The 17,444-nt window shown below is 44.4% G+C and carries 13 protein-coding genes; 4 read left to right on the plus strand and 9 right to left on the minus strand.

Annotation, left to right across the window (positions count from 1 at the left end):
- Together U2H13_RS17170 and U2H13_RS17175 are read right to left on the minus strand one after the other, a co-directional pair.
- Complete coding sequence (locus U2H13_RS17170) at positions 1–1,098, minus strand: DUF4097 domain-containing protein (protein WP_029973515.1); 1,098 nt, start codon at positions 1,096–1,098, stop codon at positions 1–3.
- A 24-nt stretch (positions 1,099–1,122) separates the two neighbouring features.
- A complete protein-coding gene (locus U2H13_RS17175; RefSeq protein WP_003151444.1) occupies positions 1,123–1,449 on the minus strand; it encodes a hypothetical protein in 327 nt (108 codons plus the stop codon).
- 197 nt (positions 1,450–1,646) lie between these two features.
- On the opposite strand from U2H13_RS17175, the gene U2H13_RS17180 reads away from it, so the two are divergent.
- The gene (locus tag U2H13_RS17180) at positions 1,647–1,886 is read left to right on the plus strand and encodes a hypothetical protein (protein WP_003151443.1); all 240 of its coding nucleotides are present in this window, start codon (positions 1,647–1,649) and stop codon (positions 1,884–1,886) included.
- A gap of 49 nt (positions 1,887–1,935) precedes the next feature.
- On the opposite strand, the gene uvrA is transcribed toward U2H13_RS17180, so the two are convergent.
- The 3 genes from uvrA to U2H13_RS17195 form a co-directional block, all read right to left on the minus strand.
- A complete protein-coding gene (uvrA, locus tag U2H13_RS17185) occupies positions 1,936–4,809 on the minus strand; it encodes an excinuclease ABC subunit UvrA (RefSeq protein ID WP_202729307.1) in 2,874 nt (957 codons plus the stop codon).
- Positions 4,810–4,816: 7 nt separating this feature from the next.
- Positions 4,817–6,802, minus strand: a complete 1,986-nt coding sequence (uvrB, locus tag U2H13_RS17190) for an excinuclease ABC subunit UvrB (RefSeq protein ID WP_003151439.1) — start codon at positions 6,800–6,802, stop codon at positions 4,817–4,819.
- Positions 6,803–6,977: 175 nt separating this feature from the next.
- On the minus strand, positions 6,978–7,214 hold the full coding sequence (locus tag U2H13_RS17195; protein WP_003151438.1) for a CsbA family protein: 237 nt from the start codon (positions 7,212–7,214) through the stop codon (positions 6,978–6,980).
- 301 nt (positions 7,215–7,515) lie between these two features.
- Here U2H13_RS17195 and U2H13_RS17200 point away from each other — a divergent pair, with 301 nt between their 5' ends.
- From U2H13_RS17200 to U2H13_RS17210, 3 genes are all read left to right on the plus strand, one after another.
- Positions 7,516–10,017: a PEP/pyruvate-binding domain-containing protein gene (locus tag U2H13_RS17200; protein ID WP_376700552.1), complete on the plus strand. Its 2,502-nt coding sequence runs from the start codon at positions 7,516–7,518 to the stop codon at positions 10,015–10,017.
- Positions 10,018–10,088: 71 nt separating this feature from the next.
- Positions 10,089–10,712, plus strand: a complete 624-nt coding sequence (locus tag U2H13_RS17205; RefSeq protein ID WP_017418829.1) for a TetR/AcrR family transcriptional regulator — start codon at positions 10,089–10,091, stop codon at positions 10,710–10,712.
- A complete protein-coding gene (locus U2H13_RS17210; protein ID WP_022553858.1) occupies positions 10,685–12,022 on the plus strand; it encodes an MFS transporter in 1,338 nt (445 codons plus the stop codon). Before U2H13_RS17205 ends, U2H13_RS17210 begins: the two co-directional genes overlap by 28 nt.
- Positions 12,023–12,544: 522 nt before the next feature.
- Here the strand turns inward: U2H13_RS17210 and U2H13_RS17215 are convergent.
- From U2H13_RS17215 to U2H13_RS17230, 4 genes are all read right to left on the minus strand, one after another.
- Complete coding sequence (locus U2H13_RS17215; protein ID WP_014418991.1) at positions 12,545–13,282, minus strand: thioesterase II family protein; 738 nt, start codon at positions 13,280–13,282, stop codon at positions 12,545–12,547.
- Positions 13,283–13,332: 50 nt separating this feature from the next.
- Positions 13,333–14,400 (minus strand): DUF3810 domain-containing protein, encoded by a 1,068-nt coding sequence (locus U2H13_RS17220; protein WP_021495271.1) that lies wholly within the window; start codon positions 14,398–14,400, stop codon positions 13,333–13,335.
- A gap of 86 nt (positions 14,401–14,486) precedes the next feature.
- Positions 14,487–15,551: a saccharopine dehydrogenase NADP-binding domain-containing protein gene (locus U2H13_RS17225; protein ID WP_021495272.1), complete on the minus strand. Its 1,065-nt coding sequence runs from the start codon at positions 15,549–15,551 to the stop codon at positions 14,487–14,489.
- A 73-nt stretch (positions 15,552–15,624) separates the two neighbouring features.
- Positions 15,625–17,367: an ABC transporter ATP-binding protein gene (locus U2H13_RS17230; RefSeq protein WP_021495273.1), complete on the minus strand. Its 1,743-nt coding sequence runs from the start codon at positions 17,365–17,367 to the stop codon at positions 15,625–15,627.
- Between the last annotated feature and the right edge of the window lie 77 nt (positions 17,368–17,444).

Consider the following 17,444-nt stretch of genomic DNA (forward strand, 5'->3'; position numbering starts at 1 on the left):
TCACCTCTGAGTATGCTTGAGCTTAATGGCTCCTGTTAACGATTCTGAGAAAATCGAGAGATGCTGATCATGGCCTTGATTTGATGCCAGCATCAGTTCTTTTTGAATGGTATCATTCTTTTCCTTTAAAATTTCCGCATCAATCAGCTCATGGCTGAGAGAGCCGAGATTGCTTTTCAGCTCCGCTTTCACCGCCGAATCATCAGGCAGAGCGATCTCCACGTTTCCGGTCGTCGTTTTCGTGTAGATGGAGCGGCAGTGCGGCGCTGTCACGGTAAGCATGATATTGCCGTTAAAGCTTTGAACGTCAATGGATTCACTCGATCCGCGCAAATCAATCAAGCCGTTGATCGTTTCCGCTTCAATCGCGCCGCATTGATGTCCGGCCAGCTTGATTTGTCCGTTAGCCGTTTCCGCCGACGCTTTATCAGCCGTCAAATGAGAGAATGACAGTACGCCGTTTGTCGTTTTCGCCGAGAATTCTTTTACATGTAAATGTTCCCCTCTGATCGGTCCGTTAAACAGCTTCACTCTTATCTTATCGTACTCTTTCTGGGGAACATAAAGCGTGACATTCGTTTTCATCGTTTTCTTTTCCGTGCGGACAAAAAACTTATTGCCCTTCACTTCACACTCAATGTGCTGAAGAAATGCGGTGCGCGCCGCCTCCTGACTGTCCGCCCGGTACACTTTCGCCTGGCACTCCGCTCTGATATCTTCATCCGCCCACGGCACGATATTGACGCTGCCGTTTGCGATCTGCATATCAATGGCCGAGAATTCACTGTCTTTAAATTGAAAAATATGCTGCACTTCGTGTGCGTGGCCGAAATTCAGGTCAAGATCCGCTTCCTTCACTTTTTTGACGGCAGAATCAATCCAGTCGAACAGCTTCGCCCCGAGCGACGGCTTTTGGCTTCCTTTTGCCCCGCTTTCGAAACCTTCCGCAGGTTCCTGGACCTCCGCAGATAATGCGGTGATCTGCTCTTCTTTTTCTTTATATTCATGATCCAGTTTTTCAATGAGCGTCAGTGCTTCCTGCGCCGTCAGCATGCCGTCTTCCACAAGCTTTAAAATCCGTTCTTTCTCCTGTTTCATACAAAACTCCTCCCCCGACTTTTCTTACACCTGGCGTAACACCTTAATTCCCTGCACGATATTCCAAATGACCATTCCGATGAGGATCAGAAAATAAACAGCTGCTCCTGTTATCATAACAAAAACGGGCACCATACTCTCCCCTTGAGCCGTAATCAATCCGCCGACAACACCCGCGGTCACAATCAGCAATCCCGCAAACGGAATGATATGGGAAATCAGAGCGCGCATGGCATGCCGCTTCGTCTCTTTTTCATCGACGACAAAGTAAGCCACAATCGGAAGAATGAGCGGCGCGAGAAACACGCTGAAATAACAGATTGATGCGATAATCGCTTGATTTCGGTTCAATAAAAACACTCCCTGTGCCGTAATGTAAAAACCCTTCCTTATACATACGTATGACGAATGGGCGGGTTTCATTTTCATGCTAAGGACATGCTTCGTTATACGTAATTTTTGATTTCAGAGATTTCACTATAGAATCTTTTCCCCGAACCGATTACAATATGTAACAAAGCCTGACCGTATGCAAGGAGGACATACAAATGGAGAAAGATCCCGAAAACGCCCAAGTAACGGAAGAGAGTCTTCGAAATTTAATTCGCGAACAGAAAAGAATGAACAGCGAAATGCTGGCTGAATTGGAACAGATCAAAGCAGCCCCTCTTCCCATTTCCCATGATATCCAATATATAAAAGTGCTGCTGGACAGCAGCAGCACCCATATTCTGCAGGACTTAATGCATTTAAGCAGACAGCTTCCCCAACAGAAAAAAAGCCTGTAACAACAACAGCCCAAAACGCGATGAGTTTTGGGCTGTTTTTATTGATCTATTACGTGGCTGCCGTTTCTTTTTCGGCCAGCAATGTTTTCATTCGTTTTCTATCACGTTCCATTACCGGTTTCAGATAGCGGCCCGTATATGATTCTTTCACTTCGACAACTTCTTCAGGCGTCCCGGAGGCTACGATCATGCCGCCGCCCGCTCCGCCTTCAGGTCCCAGATCGACGATGTAGTCCGCCGTTTTAATGATATCGAGATTATGTTCAATGACCAAAACGGTATCTCCGTTATCGACGAGTCTTTGAAGCACAACCAAAAGCCTTGCGATATCATCAACGTGGAGGCCTGTCGTCGGTTCGTCCAAAATATACAGCGTCCGGCCGGTGGAACGCTTATGCAGTTCGGAAGCAAGCTTGACGCGCTGCGCTTCTCCGCCTGACAGCGTCGTCGCCGGCTGGCCGAGCGTCACATACCCGAGTCCGACATCGGCAAGCGTTTGAAGCTTGCGTTTGATTTTCGGGATATTTTCAAAGAAAGACAGAGCATCTTCCACCGTCATATCCAGAACGTCAGAAATGCTTTTTCCTTTGTATGTGACCTCCAGCGTCTCCCGGTTGTAACGTTTGCCGTGGCACACTTCACACGGAACGTACACGTCAGGAAGGAAGTGCATCTCAATTTTGATGATGCCGTCGCCGCGGCAGGCCTCACAGCGCCCGCCTTTTACATTAAAACTGAACCGGCCTTTTTTATAGCCGCGCACCTTTGCTTCATTTGTCTGCGCGAAGACATCACGGATATCATCAAACACGCCCGTGTAAGTTGCCGGGTTTGATCTCGGTGTCCGGCCGATCGGCGCCTGGTCGATGTCGATCACCTTATCAAGGTGGTCAAGGCCTTTGATTTCTTTATGGCTTCCCGGTTTCGCTTTGGCTTTATGAAGCTTTTGCGCAAGCGCCTTATGCAGAATTTCATTCACAAGCGTGCTTTTTCCGGAACCGGACACACCTGTCACCGCCGTAAAAGTGCCGAGCGGGAATTTGGCGTTCGCTTTTTTCAGGTTGTTTTCTGAAGCGCCTTTGATTTCAATGAACCGGCCGTCAGGCTTTCTTCTCTCCGGAGGCATCGGGATGAATTGAGCCCCTGACAAATAGCGTCCGGTCAGAGAGTCCGCATCATTCATCACTTCTTCAGGCGTCCCCGCCGATATGACGCGGCCGCCGTGAATGCCGGCGCCCGGACCGATATCTATCAAATAATCGGCAGCCATCATCGTATCTTCATCATGCTCCACGACAATCAGTGTGTTGCCGAGATCCCTCATGTTTTTCAGCGCGCTGATCAGACGGTCATTGTCACGCTGGTGAAGGCCGATGGACGGCTCATCAAGAATGTACAGGACGCCTGACAAACGGGAGCCGATCTGCGTCGCAAGCCTGATACGCTGGGCTTCTCCGCCTGACAGCGTTCCCGCCGCCCGGCTCAGCGTCAGGTAATCAAGACCGACTTTATCTAAGAAGCTGAGCCGCTCCACAATCTCTCTTAAAATTAAATCGGCAATCTGCATATCTTTCTCAGACAGCGTCAGTTTTTTGAAAAATTCCAGCGCATCGCCGACGGAAAGCTCGGTAATGGTTCCGATATGGCGCCCGTTGACCAAAACGGCAAGCGCTTCTTTCTTCAGCCGGTAGCCTTTGCACGTCGGGCACGGCTTCTGTGACATGTACTGCTCCATCTGTTCACGGATATAATCGGAGCTTGTCTCTTTATACCGTCTCTCAATATTGCGCAGCACGCCTTCAAATTCAATTTCATTTTCGCGCACTTGTCCGAAATCATTCTCGTATTTAAAGTAGATCCGTTCATCGCCGCTGCCGTACAGCACTTTATCAAGCTGATGCTTCGGCAGGTCTTTGACCGGAGTCTCCATATCAATGCCGTAATGGCGGCAGACCGCCTGAAGCAGCTGCGGATAATATTGTGAACTGATCGGCGTCCACGGCGCGATGGCGTGTTCTTTTAATGACAGCTCAGGATTGGGAATGACGAGCTCAGGGTCCACTTCCAGCTTCAAGCCGAGACCGTCACAAGTCGGGCAGGCGCCGAACGGGCTGTTAAACGAAAACAGCCGGGGTTCAAGCTCTCCGATAGAAAAACCGCACAGCGGACAGGCGTGATGCTCGCTGAACATCAGCTCCTCCTGACCGATGATATCTATCATGACACGGCCTTCCCCTAAGCGGAGCGCGGTTTCCAGTGAGTCGGAAAGCCGGGCGGCAACCCCTTCCTTGACGACAATCCGGTCAATGACTACTTCAATGGAATGCTTTTTGTTTTTTTCAAGTTCAATCTCGTCGGAAAGCTCGGCCATTTCTCCGTCAATCCGCACCCTTACGTAACCTTGCTTTCTGATTTGGTCAAGCGCTTTGACATGGGCGCCTTTTCTGCCTGAGATGATCGGCGCAAGCACTTGAAGCTTCGTCCGCTCCGGATATTCAAGAATCCGGTCAACCATCTGTTCAATCGTTTGCGACGTAATTTCAATGCCGTGCTCCGGGCAGTGCGGCTTCCCGACTCTCGCGTACAGCAGCCGGAGATAATCATAAATCTCCGTTACCGTTCCGACGGTTGACCGCGGATTGCGGCTCGTCGTTTTCTGGTCAATGCTGATCGCCGGAGAAAGCCCTTCGATCGCATCAACGTCCGGCTTATCCATCTGCCCTAAAAATTGGCGCGCATAGGCAGAAAGCGATTCAACATACCGCCTCTGTCCTTCCGCGTAAATGGTGTCAAAGGCAAGGGATGATTTTCCTGATCCGGACAGCCCCGTCACGACGACGAGCTGATCCCGCGGAATCGTTACATCAATGTTTTTTAAATTGTGCGCCCTTGCGCCTTTCACCTCGATCCGGTCAATTGCCATGTGTTCATCATCCTTCCGCTTTAAGCTCTAACAGTAAATCACGAAGCTCTGCCGCCCGCTCGAAATCAAGCGCTCTGGCCGCTTCTTTCATTTCGTGCTCCATTTGCTCAACGACTTTCTGGCGTTCTTTCTTCGTCATCTTCGCCAGTTTAGGCGCGGCTTTTGTTTTATATTCTTCTTTATCCTCAGCGGCCTGCGTCGCGCGGATCACATCGCGGATTTCCTTATTGATCGTTTGCGGCGTAATGCCGTGAATTTCGTTAAAGCGCTCCTGCTGTTCCCGGCGGCGCTTCGTTTCATTAATCGCGATTTCCATCGAATTCGTGATTTTGTCGGCATACATGATGACGCGGCCTTCCGCGTTTCGTGCCGCCCGTCCGATCGTCTGAATCAGCGAACGCTCAGAACGGAGGAAGCCTTCTTTATCCGCATCGAGGATGGCGACAAGTGACACTTCCGGAATATCAAGCCCTTCCCTCAGCAGGTTGATACCGATTAACACATCATGTTTTCCGAGGCGGAGGTCACGGATGATTTCAATCCGTTCAAGCGTCTTAATCTCGGAATGCAGATAATTGACCTTGATGCCGATTTCCTTGAGATAATCGGTCAGATCCTCTGACATTTTTTTCGTTAAAGTCGTCACGAGAACGCGTTCATTCCGTTCAATCCTCGCCTGTATCTCGCCGATCAGATCATCAATCTGTCCTTCGATCGGCCGGACGTCAATGAGAGGATCGAGGAGTCCCGTCGGTCTGATGATCTGCTCGATCATTTCCGGCGTATGCTCAATTTCATACGGTCCCGGAGTCGCCGACACGTACACGATATTGTGCATATGTTTCTCAAATTCCTCGAATCGGAGCGGACGGTTGTCAAGCGCTGACGGCAGGCGGAACCCGTGATCGACAAGCACCTGTTTTCTCGCCTGGTCACCGTTGAACATGCCGCGCACCTGCGGAATCGTCACATGTGATTCATCAACGACAATCATAAAATCATCCGGAAAATAATCAAGCAGCGTATACGGCGTAGAGCCCGGCGGTCGGAGCGTCAAATGTCTTGAATAGTTCTCGATCCCTGAGCAAAAACCCATTTCCCGCATCATTTCAAGATCATATCTCGTCCGCTGCTCAAGCCGCTGCGCTTCAAGGAGCTTGCCGTTTTCGTGCATCACTTTCAAGCGCTCCTCAAGCTCCTGTTCAATATTCAGAATCGCTTTTTCCATCTTTTCCGCCCGGGTGACGAAGTGGGAAGCCGGGAAAATCGCGACATGGTCACGGTCGCCGAGAATTTCTCCGGTCAAAGCGTCGACCTCTCTGATCCGCTCAATTTCATCTCCGAAAAATTCCACTCTGATACAATGTTCGTCACGGGAAGCCGGGAAGATTTCCACAACGTCTCCGCGCACGCGGAACGTCCCGCGCTGAAAGTCGATATCATTGCGGGCATACTGGATATCCACAAGCTTTCTCAGCAGCTCGTTCCGCTCAATCTCCATTTCCGGTCTGAGCGACACAACCATTTCCCGGTATTCTTCAGGCGAACCGAGACCGTATATGCATGACACACTCGCGATAATAATGACATCTCTCCGTTCAAACAGAGAGGATGTCGCGGAGTGTCTCAGTTTATCAATTTCATCATTAATGCTTGCGTCTTTCTCTATAAAAGTATCCGTTTGAGGCACGTACGCCTCCGGCTGATAGTAATCGTAATAGCTGACAAAATATTCGACAGCGTTGTTCGGGAAAAACTCCTTAAACTCGCTGTACAGCTGTCCGGCAAGGGTTTTGTTATGGGCAATGACCAGTGTCGGTTTATTCACTTCTTTAATCAGATTGGACACGGTAAAGGTTTTGCCCGTCCCTGTCGCACCCAGGAGAGTCTGGTGTTTTCTGCCTTCCTGTATGCCTTTGACAAGCTTCTCAATCGCTTGCGGCTGATCTCCCTGGGGCTGATATTTCGAGACTAACTCAAAACGATCTTTCACAAAAAAGCCTCCGTTTCTTTACGAAATCTTCCTATTGATATAGTAACACAATGACGGGCAAAATCACTAAAAATACGAACTAAAGTTCGATGGTTTGTTTTTACCAAGTCAATTTTTGTATAAAAAACCTGCTTTTATGGCGTAAAAGCAGGCATTCTATTTCATATTCACCATGTCAGGCATTGTCTTTCTTTTTGTCTGCTTCTTTTTTGGCCATGTACAGCCCTCCGGCCACCAGCGATACGACATCCAATCCAACGATAAAATACGTTTCGGTGTAACCCTTTAAATAGGATGCGAAAAGCAGTGCGGCTGTGAGAGCGATCGCCACATAGTGGTTAAACGTGACGCGCGTAAAAAGGACGACCAGCATAAAAGGGAAACATAATGCAAAAACGGCTTTTGTAATCACAAAAACCCTCCTCGGGAATTCTTCATCTCATCTGATTATAGTAAAAAATGAAGAATCGGACAATCGTTCCCCTGCTATCACAATACCCTTTTTCAGCAGTCTTCAATCATCTGTCAAAAAAATTGTGAATATAAATCCATTGAACCATTAACCAGATGAATCGAATTACCTTTCTTCAGCCGAAAGGATGAGAAGGTTTAGGTCTTTGTATCTTTGACAGTTTCTTCCTCCCTCTTTACAATGTAATGATAGTGTTTACTATCATTTTCTTGGATGAGGAAAAAAAAGGGGGTCATACCGCATGTATTCAGTGCGATTTCAAAAAGCGGAAGAATCGAGCCGCTCTGCAGGAGCAAAAGGAATGAACCTGATTAAACTGACGAAAAACGGGCTGCCCGTTCCCGGCGGTTTTATCATTCAGACGAATGCCCTGACACGTTTTATGGAAGACAACGGGCTTCAAGCAGATCAGGAACAGATGGAGCGCGCCATTATGAACGGCACGTTTTCAAAAGAGCTTCGGGAGGAACTGACCGCGTCGTTTTATGAATTGAGAGAATCATACGCCTCTGTCGCCGTACGTTCCTCCTCCGCGTCCGAAGATCTTGAAGGCGCTTCTTTCGCTGGTCAGTACGAAACCTATTTAAATATCAAAACAGAAGAAGAGTTTCTCGGAAAAGTGAAAGAATGCTGGGCTTCCTTCTTCTCGGCGCGGGTCAGCGGTTATAAAGAGAAAATGAACAATGACACCGCAGAACCGTTAATGGGTGTTGTCGTGCAAGGTCTCATCAATTCCGAGGTTTCAGGAGTCATTTTCAGCCGCAACCCCGTCACACATGATGACGGAGAGCTGATGATCAGCGCGAGCTACGGTCTCGGAGAAGCAATCGTCTCCGGCAGCGTGACGCCCGACACATTTATCGTCAATAAAGACACATTTCAGATTGAAAAAGAAATCGGCTTAAAAGAAATGTATATCGTTTCTAAAGACGAAGGCGTGACGGAAAAAGAGACGACCGCTGACATGAGAAACCGCTTCTGCCTTGATGACGAGAGCGTCAAAGAGCTTGCCATGCTGACGATAAAGACGGAAGAACTGTACGGTTATCCCGTGGATCTCGAATTCGGATTTGCCGAAAATAAGCTGCATCTGCTTCAGGCCAGGCCGATTACAACAATCGCGCAGGATCAGAAAGCGGCAGACGAAGAACGGGAATTTATCATGACGCCCCGGGATCAGAAAGATTTTTGGCTCAATATGGAGGCCAATATTGAAGGCCCCGTCAGCCCGTTATTCGCCTCACTCATTGTGCCGGCTTTGGAATACGGCCTCAAAGAGAGCACAAAGGCATTCCCAGTAATGGGCATCGAAATCGAGCGTGTCAAACTTCATCAGGGCCGTGTTTTTTCCAGACAGCATAAGACGGACGACAAGCTGCCCGCAGAACAATTAGAAGCGCTTTTCCCCGTCTTGGCTGACCGCATGTACGATATTATTCAGGAAACCTTTCTGCCTTTTTATCAAAAGCTGGACGAACTGGCGCATACAGACCATACGCCGGAGACTGCCCTTGATGCGTTCCGAAACCTGCAAGACTTCTATTTAAAAGGATACGCAGAACATTTCAATATTGTCTTTCCGCAGGTTGCGTTAAACATGATACTGGAATCCATGTACGGACAGGTTGAGAAAGAAAACACCTCCCTTCTGTATGAAATGCTGGCTGGCGTCATGAATAAGTCATTGGAGACCGACAGACAGCTCTGGCTGCTTTCCGGACAAGTAAAAGACAGCCCTGAGCTGCGGCGCGTCTTTACGGTTTCTCATGCCGATGAGCTGCATCAGACGCTTCTGCAATCAAATGAGGGAAAACGCTTTCTCGAACAAGTCAGTGAATTTTTACAGGAATACGGCTGGAGATCCGTGAAAAGTCATGATCTGATTGAAGAAACTTGGGCGGAAAACCCTTATTTCGCTTTGGCCAACATTCAGAACTATGTCCGGAACGGATACGATTTTGACAGTGAGTTTCATAAAACGATAGAAAAACGAAAACAGCTCTACGCCGACTTTATGGATAGAATTGAAGATGACGGCTTTCGGGAGACGTTTGACCGCTATTATCAGTGGACATTGTCTTCATCCGTCATCAAAGATGATCACCATTTTTATATTGATGCGATGCTGGACGCCAAAGCGCGCCTTTGCCTTCTGAAAATCGGCGAGCTGCTTCAAAAACAAGGCGTAATCGATGATCGGGAGGATATGTGGTACTTATACAGCGATGAAGTCGAGAAAGCGCTCGTGTCGCCGGTTCCGATGCAGGAAAAAGCCGCTGAACGAAAACAGCTCTTCCAGCAATATCAATTGCTTGAAGCCCCCGCTTATCTCGGGACTCCGACTTCGGAACAGCTGAAAACGGCTGAACAGATTACCGGCTCCATCACAGAAGATGAAAAAAACACTGAACATCAAATTTACGGACTTGCGGCGTCAAGCGGAATCGCAAGCGGCCCGGTGAAAGTCATTCGTGACGCAAGTGAATTTTCCCGTTTTTCAACAGGAGACGTGCTTGTCTGCAAAATGACGACACCGCTGTGGACCAGTCTGTTCCAGGATGCAAAGGCCGTCATTACGGACACGGGCGGCATCCTGTCACATGCGGCGATCATCGCGAGAGAATACGGGCTCCCGGCCGTTCTCGGCACACGTGCCGCGACTGACAGGCTCAACGACGGAGATATCGTCACGGTGGACGGGACAAACGGCAAGATTACGATTGTCAAACGCGCTTCATGCTAGGTTTCCCTCTTTATTGACGGGCAGGGCGGGTGTATACTTGTCCTGCCAGTATTTACGCGAGGTGAAACATGTTGAGAACGACGAACAAGAGAATTATTGACGCCGCGATGAATCTGATCATCCAAAAAGGATACCGCGCAGCGACAACAAAAGAAATCGCAGAAAAAGCAAAAGTAAGCGAAGCAACGATTTTCCGTAATTTTAAAAACAAACAAGGATTAATGAAAGCCATGATTGAACAGCAGACGCCGGCTCCGGAAAGCATGATCACCAAGGCGGAAGGCGATCTGTATGAGGATCTTCTTCATTTCGCCGCGACCCTTCTGCAGCAATTGGAACAAAAAAAAGAAGTGTTCCGCATCTGCCTGCGCGAACCGGAACTGTTCGAAGACGTCCTGCAGGATATTGTCGTATATCCGCAATCCGTGAAAAAGCATTTAATCGTTTACTTTAAGGAGCTGACAAAGAAAAATATGATAAGCCCCGGCAGCGAAGAAGCTAATGCAGACGTCTTTATGACGATGATTTTCGGTTATTTTATACACCGGCTGCAGCTGGGGAAAAGAGTCATTACACTCTCTGAGGAAACGATGCTGAAACACAGCACTGAGATTTTCATGAAAGGCATTACCGGCCGGTCATTTTCCGGCCCCAAGGAGGATGAAGGATGGGTTCAAAGAAAGAATGGGCGCTGATCGTTTCGCTTTTGCTGGGAGCCATACTCGTTCCCATCAATTCTACGATGATTGCAGTCGCCCTTTCATCCATTTCCCGCTCATTCAGCGAATCAATTGCCAGCATCACATGGGTAGTGACCGTGTATTTAATCGTGATGGCCGTGACACAGCCCATTGCCGGCAAACTCGGTGATATGTACGGAAACAAAAAAATGTATTTATGGGGTGTCGGCCTTTTTCTCATCGCATCATTGGGGTGCGCCCTCTCGCCAAGTCTTTTCTTATTGATTTTCTTCCGGGCGCTTCAGGCTGCCGGCGGCGCTTTGCTTACGCCAAACAGCATCGCCATCATCCGCCATGTCGTGTCTGAAAAACGGCTTCCGAAAGTATTCGGCTTTTTCGGCCTCGGTGCCGGGCTGGGCGCGGCTCTCGGTCCGTTTATCGGCTCTCTTTTAATTGAGAGCTTCAGCTGGCATTCGATCTTTTGGGTCAACATTCCGTTTCTTGCGATCGCACTCGTGACGGCATTAGTGATGTTTCCTAAATATAAAGAAGAAACGTCTGACGCTCCGCTTGATATCATCGGGTCCGTTTTGCTTGCCGGAAGCATTGTATCTATAATTCTTCTGACGAAAAATGAAAGCTCTTTGGGCTATTGGGTGTACGCGCTGCTCATTCTCATATTTGTTCCGCTATTTTTCAGGCGGGAGCTGCGCACGAAACATCCGATTATTGATTTTGACCTGTTTAAAAACACGACCTTTACGAGCGCCAATCTGTCGGTTCTGTTAAGCAATTTAATGATGTACGCCGTGTTATTGATTATGCCGCTCTTTATGACCGGCCACTTCAGCATGAATACGTCGCACAGCGGCATGGCGCTGTCAGTCTTTTCTGTTTTCATGTCCGCCAGCAACTGGGGCGGAGCTCAGCTGCATCAGAAATGGGGCGCGCGAAGAATGATTTTTCTGTCCTTCGGGCTGATGGCCGTAGCCAATCTCTTATTTCTGCTTTTGGTTTATTCCCATTCCGTTCCGTTTCTTATGGCATCGCTTATTGTAGGAGGCATTGCGTCAGGTGCGGGGCTGACGAGCATGCAGGTATCTTCTCTTGCGACGGTAGAACCGGGCATGTCCGGCATCGCATCCGGGATTTTCTCCACTTTCCGTTATTTCGGAAGCATTATTTCTTCAGCACTGATCGGTTTAATCTCCGGGTTTCATATTCTGTTTATCATATTGATCGGAGTTTCTGTGATCGGCTTGTTCGTATCGCTTGGTATCAAGTCCGGGGAAACCGTTCAGACGAAAAAAAGCCATTCGGCGTAAACAAAAAAAGGTTCCGTGAGCATCTGCTTTCCGGAACCTTTTCTAGTTTTAGAATCTTTTTATTTACAAGAGAAAAGGGGAATGTAAATGGCTGAGAGTTCCGATCAAGTTCGGCGCTGACATCGTAATCCGGCCGTGAAAAAAGCCCGGCCGCCGTGTTGTTAGCGGCACCGGGCTTAAAACTGAAAGCTTATTATTTCCAATGTTTTTTCTTAATTTTTTTCATAATTCTCCTTACTAAAACCTACCTAAAACAATTATTGAATATTACTTTTATAATTAAGCAAAATTAAGTAACAATCATTGAAGGATTCTCAGACTGATAAAATTTATTTTAAATATAATATTTCAAAACACATTCAAACTGTACAAAGAAAAGAAAGTCTAAACCAAAATCTTTTTAGATTTATATAATAACACGTCTGTCGATTATCTAAATTCTACCAAAAAATGAATGCGAAAGAGAGATTCCTCTTGTACAATGTAAGTTACCACACCAACATTGACGAAACGAGGAATCTCTCATGAACAAGAATAAGTCTCTGTATCTTTAACAATAGTATTTACAATATCATTAGGATACCGATTCAAAAAAAAATGTTCTCCTTTAAACTTATGAAATTTCACATTCCCTTCAACAACTTCACTCCATTTATGCATTTCATTGATATGAGTCGAAAAATCGCTATCCGCATAAAAAACGCTTACTCCACAACTTATTTTTTCTGCTTTGGGCTGAAACTTATAATTGTCCAAAATTATAAAATCTGCTCGCAAAATCGGAAGAAACATATCCATAATCTCTTTTGTATAAAACTCCTCTGGTATTCCCCCATATTGTTCCACCTTTGTCAAGAAAGTTTCATTAGTCATATTTTCAATGTCTTCTCTCTTTTCAAAAATATGTGGAGCATCTCGCCCAGAAAAAAACAGATGCCTTGGTTCCTTAGTTCCCATTTGCTTAAGTTTATAATATATCTCATAAGTCAATAAGGCTCCCATGCTGTGTCCAAATATAACATATTCATCGTCATATTCTAATTGTTCACTTATTCTTTTGGCGATATCTTCACTTGCTTCACCAACAGACTGGTAACAAGGCTCTGTGAATCGAGTTCCTCTTCCAGCCAATTCACATATACACAATTCATATCTATCCGGCAGTAGTTTTTTCCATTCATAATATGCATTTACCGACGCTCCAGCATATGGAATAGGAAATACTTTTATTTTATTTATTTCACTCACTCCTATGTTCAACTTGAGCCCACTATCATTACTATATAAACCTATAAGTATTCAAGATACATTTAATTGTACTTCTCTATCTCTCGCTGCTCTGCCAGCAATAAATTCACCATATCACTATAGCTATTCAAACCGTCTGTCTGATTATTTGCCTTCAGATATACGTCATTTACATTTCTTGAAATACTTGAAATAACACCCTCATACTTATCCCGGTACTGCTCATTTTGTTCTATATCATGCCGCACCGCTTTGGACAGACTGGACATTATATCAGACGCCTTATCTGGATCCACTTTCTTTAGCTCAGATATAGAATAATCAAATGCCAGAAATAAACCACTGTATAGTATCATTGGATCATCCTGCTGCTTACATGCCAGATAAGCTATAAAATTAGCCTCATCCTCATGCATGAAACCACTCTGATGTGCCAATTCATGCGCCATAGTAGCAGGCACCAAAAAAACTGGCACATTAACATTGATATTGGATTCATAAGTAAAAGGGACAAAAATACCATGTATCCCTGCATGCGACATTAGTTTTGACATCACCACTGGTTTTGGTGTTGAATATGAATGCTCCAAAACAGGATATTTCTTTGATAACATTTGCATCGAGAACACTGCGTGTTGTGCATAATAATCAAAAACCTCTGGTACATGAGCCAAAAGATCAGTATCCGCTAACTTTTCCCTTGCCAATTCCATTTCAACGGCAAGCGACTTACTCAATTTGACCAGTTCCTCCTTGCTGTAGTTCTCTTCTTTATATTCGGTATAAGACAAAAAAGAATATCTGTAATAGTTTATTCCACCCAAAATAGTATAACAAAAATATATCACGCTACAGATCGTAACGATTCCTAGAGCACCACGATAAACTACCATCCTACGTGCACCTTTACTCATGATAACCTTGCGCACATAATAAACGATATAAAATAGAAAAAGTAACACAACCAACACGACGAGCCATTCACTAACAGAAAATGTGACCCAAGAAGGTACAAATCCTACTATTTTTGACAATAACGGATATACAGACCTACTGTATTTTTCCGCCCAATCCTGATGGTTCTGCGCGTATTTTGTCAGTATGTAAGCTATAACTCCAAGTGAAATCAACGGTAATCTCTTAAGTAAAAGCTTTTTTATAATGTACTCCCCCCTATCCAATAAATATCAGATGTACGCCATGTAACCTAGTCATATCATTTCTTTATTTCAACATACTTTTCCTCATAAAAATCATGCTTATTAGAAAAAACATATTGATTCATAAAATCTATAGGAAGCACTTCATAAGCCCAGTAGGTACCATTAGGTCTATTACTCGAAACAGCTTGTCGGGCGATTTCGGCAGCCACTGTACCCGTTAACTCTGAACTCGTTTCCATTTGTAAATTCAATCTGCACCTAACATTCTTTCCATCTTTCACTCCTGTAGCATCAATGACTAAAGCTATCCATTCCTCTTTAGGTTGCTCCTCTAAGCTAATGTCTAGTTTTTTCATTGCTTCTTCAACCGAAGACTCAAGTTGCATTTGATAAAATTGCATTGCCAAACGGAAAATATAATCATTTGCCGCTATATTGTACCAGTGAAGTTCTTGTACCGAACTAACTTCCAGAATATCAATGATCTCTTGACTTAAATACGGTTTCTTATAGACAGGAACATCCACTTCAGGTACAAATTCTTTCTGCATCATATTTATATTTTCCGTTTTAACACAATGATCACTCCAATAAGAGTCTGTTTTTCCAATTACACTATGGCCACTCATTAATATATCTGAGATAGAAGTTTTCGTATAATGTTCCGCACCACCAATATAACAATTCACATGCTTAGTTTCGTCTAATAAATGATTTATCACTCGTTTTAATAGCAGACCTGTAATTCCAGGACAAAAACCAGCTCCTATGTAATTTACACCGTTAGCTTTAAGCTCTAGCTTTTGCTCCTGATTCAATAATAAAGCATTGGAAGCATCAACATATTTTGCTCCTACTTTCATGGCTGCCTGAGCAACTCTATCTTTAATTACAAATTCAGGCCCTGCACAATTAATGACAACCGTACAATCAGTACAGAACGCAATCAAGTTCTCCCAGTCAGTAACATCCAGGAATTGGTAGTTAAAATTATTAAGGTTCATTAATGCTGTAGGTTCACGCCGCTGTCCGCCCTTAACAATAAAGTCTTTACATAAGTTCTTACAGATGACTTCACCGATCATTCCGCCACACCCAACAACTGCGATTTGCTCCATCCGTACGACACCCCTTTCATCTTATACAAGCATCAAAACTGTCCAAAAACTTATTTCATACAACCATTGAGATTTAAAATACAAGACTAGTTATACCTTTCTCTATTAAAAGATCATTATTATGTCTACTCAACATACTCAATGCATAAAATCTTTGTTTGGCTTCCATTAATTTATGATACGTGCCGTGTTCTTCAATTTTCCCATTATTCAATAAGACAATTTCATCATATTCACTAAGAATTGATTCATCCAGCCTATGAGTAATGGAAATTCTCGTAATGCCCTGCATTTCACTTAACATACACTCAAGGTCACTAGCTGTTTGATTGTCCAACGCTGAAGTCGCCTCGTCCATAAGTAATATAGGTGATTTTCTCAGGAGTGCTCTTGCTATAGAAATTCTCTGTTTTTCCCCACCTGAAAAATGGATTCCATTTTCTCCACATAATACATCAAAGCCGCCTCTGTCATGAATCAATTTCTGTAACATACTCTTCTTTATGACTTGCTCAAACTCATCTGTGTCACATTCACGAAACAATTTAATATTTTGTTCAATCGTATCATCAAAGATAAAACAGTCCTGATGAATAAAACTAACATTTTGGAAAATGGACTGATCACTTATTTTCTCAAGATCAACCCCGTCATACCTGATATTTCCTTCATACCCATCATAAAACCCAGTCAACATCTTTAATAAGGTTGTCTTTCCACTCCCACTTGTTCCTACAATGGCATAAGACTTTCCATATTCAAATTCAAAATTAATATCATCTAAAATTTTTTTCCCATCTACGCTTAACGAAAGCCCATTTAGAGAAATTTTATTACTGAATTTAGGGATATCAATTCTTTGAGTTTGATCCGTTTTTGCCTCTCCAATTTTATTGAAATTCATTAATAAAGCCCGACTGGCCTGCCTTTTGGTAAAACCGGTTATGAGTCTATTAATGGGAACTGTTACGCAATTTAACAATTGAATAAAAGCCATAATCTCTCCTACTGTAATTTCTCCTTTCATTAGCTGCTGAGTACCCACAATAAATATGACTACAGCAACAAGAAAAGTTGAAATATCAGTAAGTGACATAATGAGTGACAACAGATTTTCGTATACCATTTTTGCTTTTTCCTGCTTGTTCGCCTTTGCCTTTGCCCTTTCAAAAATCTCCTTTTCGATGTTAAAGCTCTTAACAACCTGATTTCCAGACAATATATCTTTAATGAAAGATACATAATTTTTATTTTGCTCAGCCACTTCACCTTGTGCTTTTTGCATACGATTATTAAATATACTCGAAACTGCAAGTGGAATGATACAAGTGAGTAATATACTCAATGCAAGGAATGAATTAATGATAAACATCGCAAGCACTCCGCCTACAAGCATAGCTAGCTGAACAAATATTTCCACGGTCCCTTTTATATAATCGTTTTGAATTATCGTTATATCATTTGACAATCGTGATATGTAGGTTCCATTACTCTCCTTGTTGAAACTTCTCATATCTAACCGCAAAATATTTTCAACAAGGGTATTTTTCAGGTTTAACGTTGCCCTTTTTGTATATAAATTTTTAACAGCATACCCCACATACATTCCCACTGCACCTAAAGGCAATAAAATAACGGAAACAGTAGTCACCTTAAAGATATTGTCAATATCTTTATTAATAGAATAATCAATAAACTTTTGTAGTATAATTGCCAATGCAATAAACAGAATAGATGTCATGATACCAAGTAAGCAGGACAAAATAAATAAGCCTATATTCTTTTTGTATATGCTTTTTGAAATTTTTTCATTCATACTATAAGCCCCCCTTCTTGTTTCTAATTTCATTTAGAGCATGTCTAATTTACACTCCAATTGTTTATTGCTAGATC

The sequence above is a fragment of the Bacillus sp. A1 genome, from assembly GCF_042296235.1.
Lineage (GTDB): Bacteria > Bacillota > Bacilli > Bacillales > Bacillaceae > Bacillus > Bacillus velezensis.

Excerpts from the sequence above, each read along its gene's own strand:
- U2H13_RS17170 (WP_029973515.1), bottom strand. The coding sequence starts at position 1,098 with ATGAAACAGGAGAAAGAACGGATTTTAAAGCTTGTGGAAGACGGCATG.
- U2H13_RS17180 (WP_003151443.1), top strand. The coding sequence starts at position 1,647 with ATGGAGAAAGATCCCGAAAACGCCCAAGTAACGGAAGAGAGTCTTCGA.
- uvrA (WP_202729307.1), bottom strand. The coding sequence starts at position 4,809 with ATGGCAATTGACCGGATCGAGGTGAAAGGCGCAAGGGCGCACAATTTA.
- U2H13_RS17200 (WP_376700552.1), top strand. The coding sequence starts at position 7,516 with ATGTATTCAGTGCGATTTCAAAAAGCGGAAGAATCGAGCCGCTCTGCA.
- U2H13_RS17210 (WP_022553858.1), top strand. The coding sequence starts at position 10,685 with ATGGGTTCAAAGAAAGAATGGGCGCTGATCGTTTCGCTTTTGCTGGGA.
- U2H13_RS17225 (WP_021495272.1), bottom strand. The coding sequence starts at position 15,551 with ATGGAGCAAATCGCAGTTGTTGGGTGTGGCGGAATGATCGGTGAAGTC.
- U2H13_RS17230 (WP_021495273.1), bottom strand. The coding sequence starts at position 17,367 with ATGAATGAAAAAATTTCAAAAAGCATATACAAAAAGAATATAGGCTTA.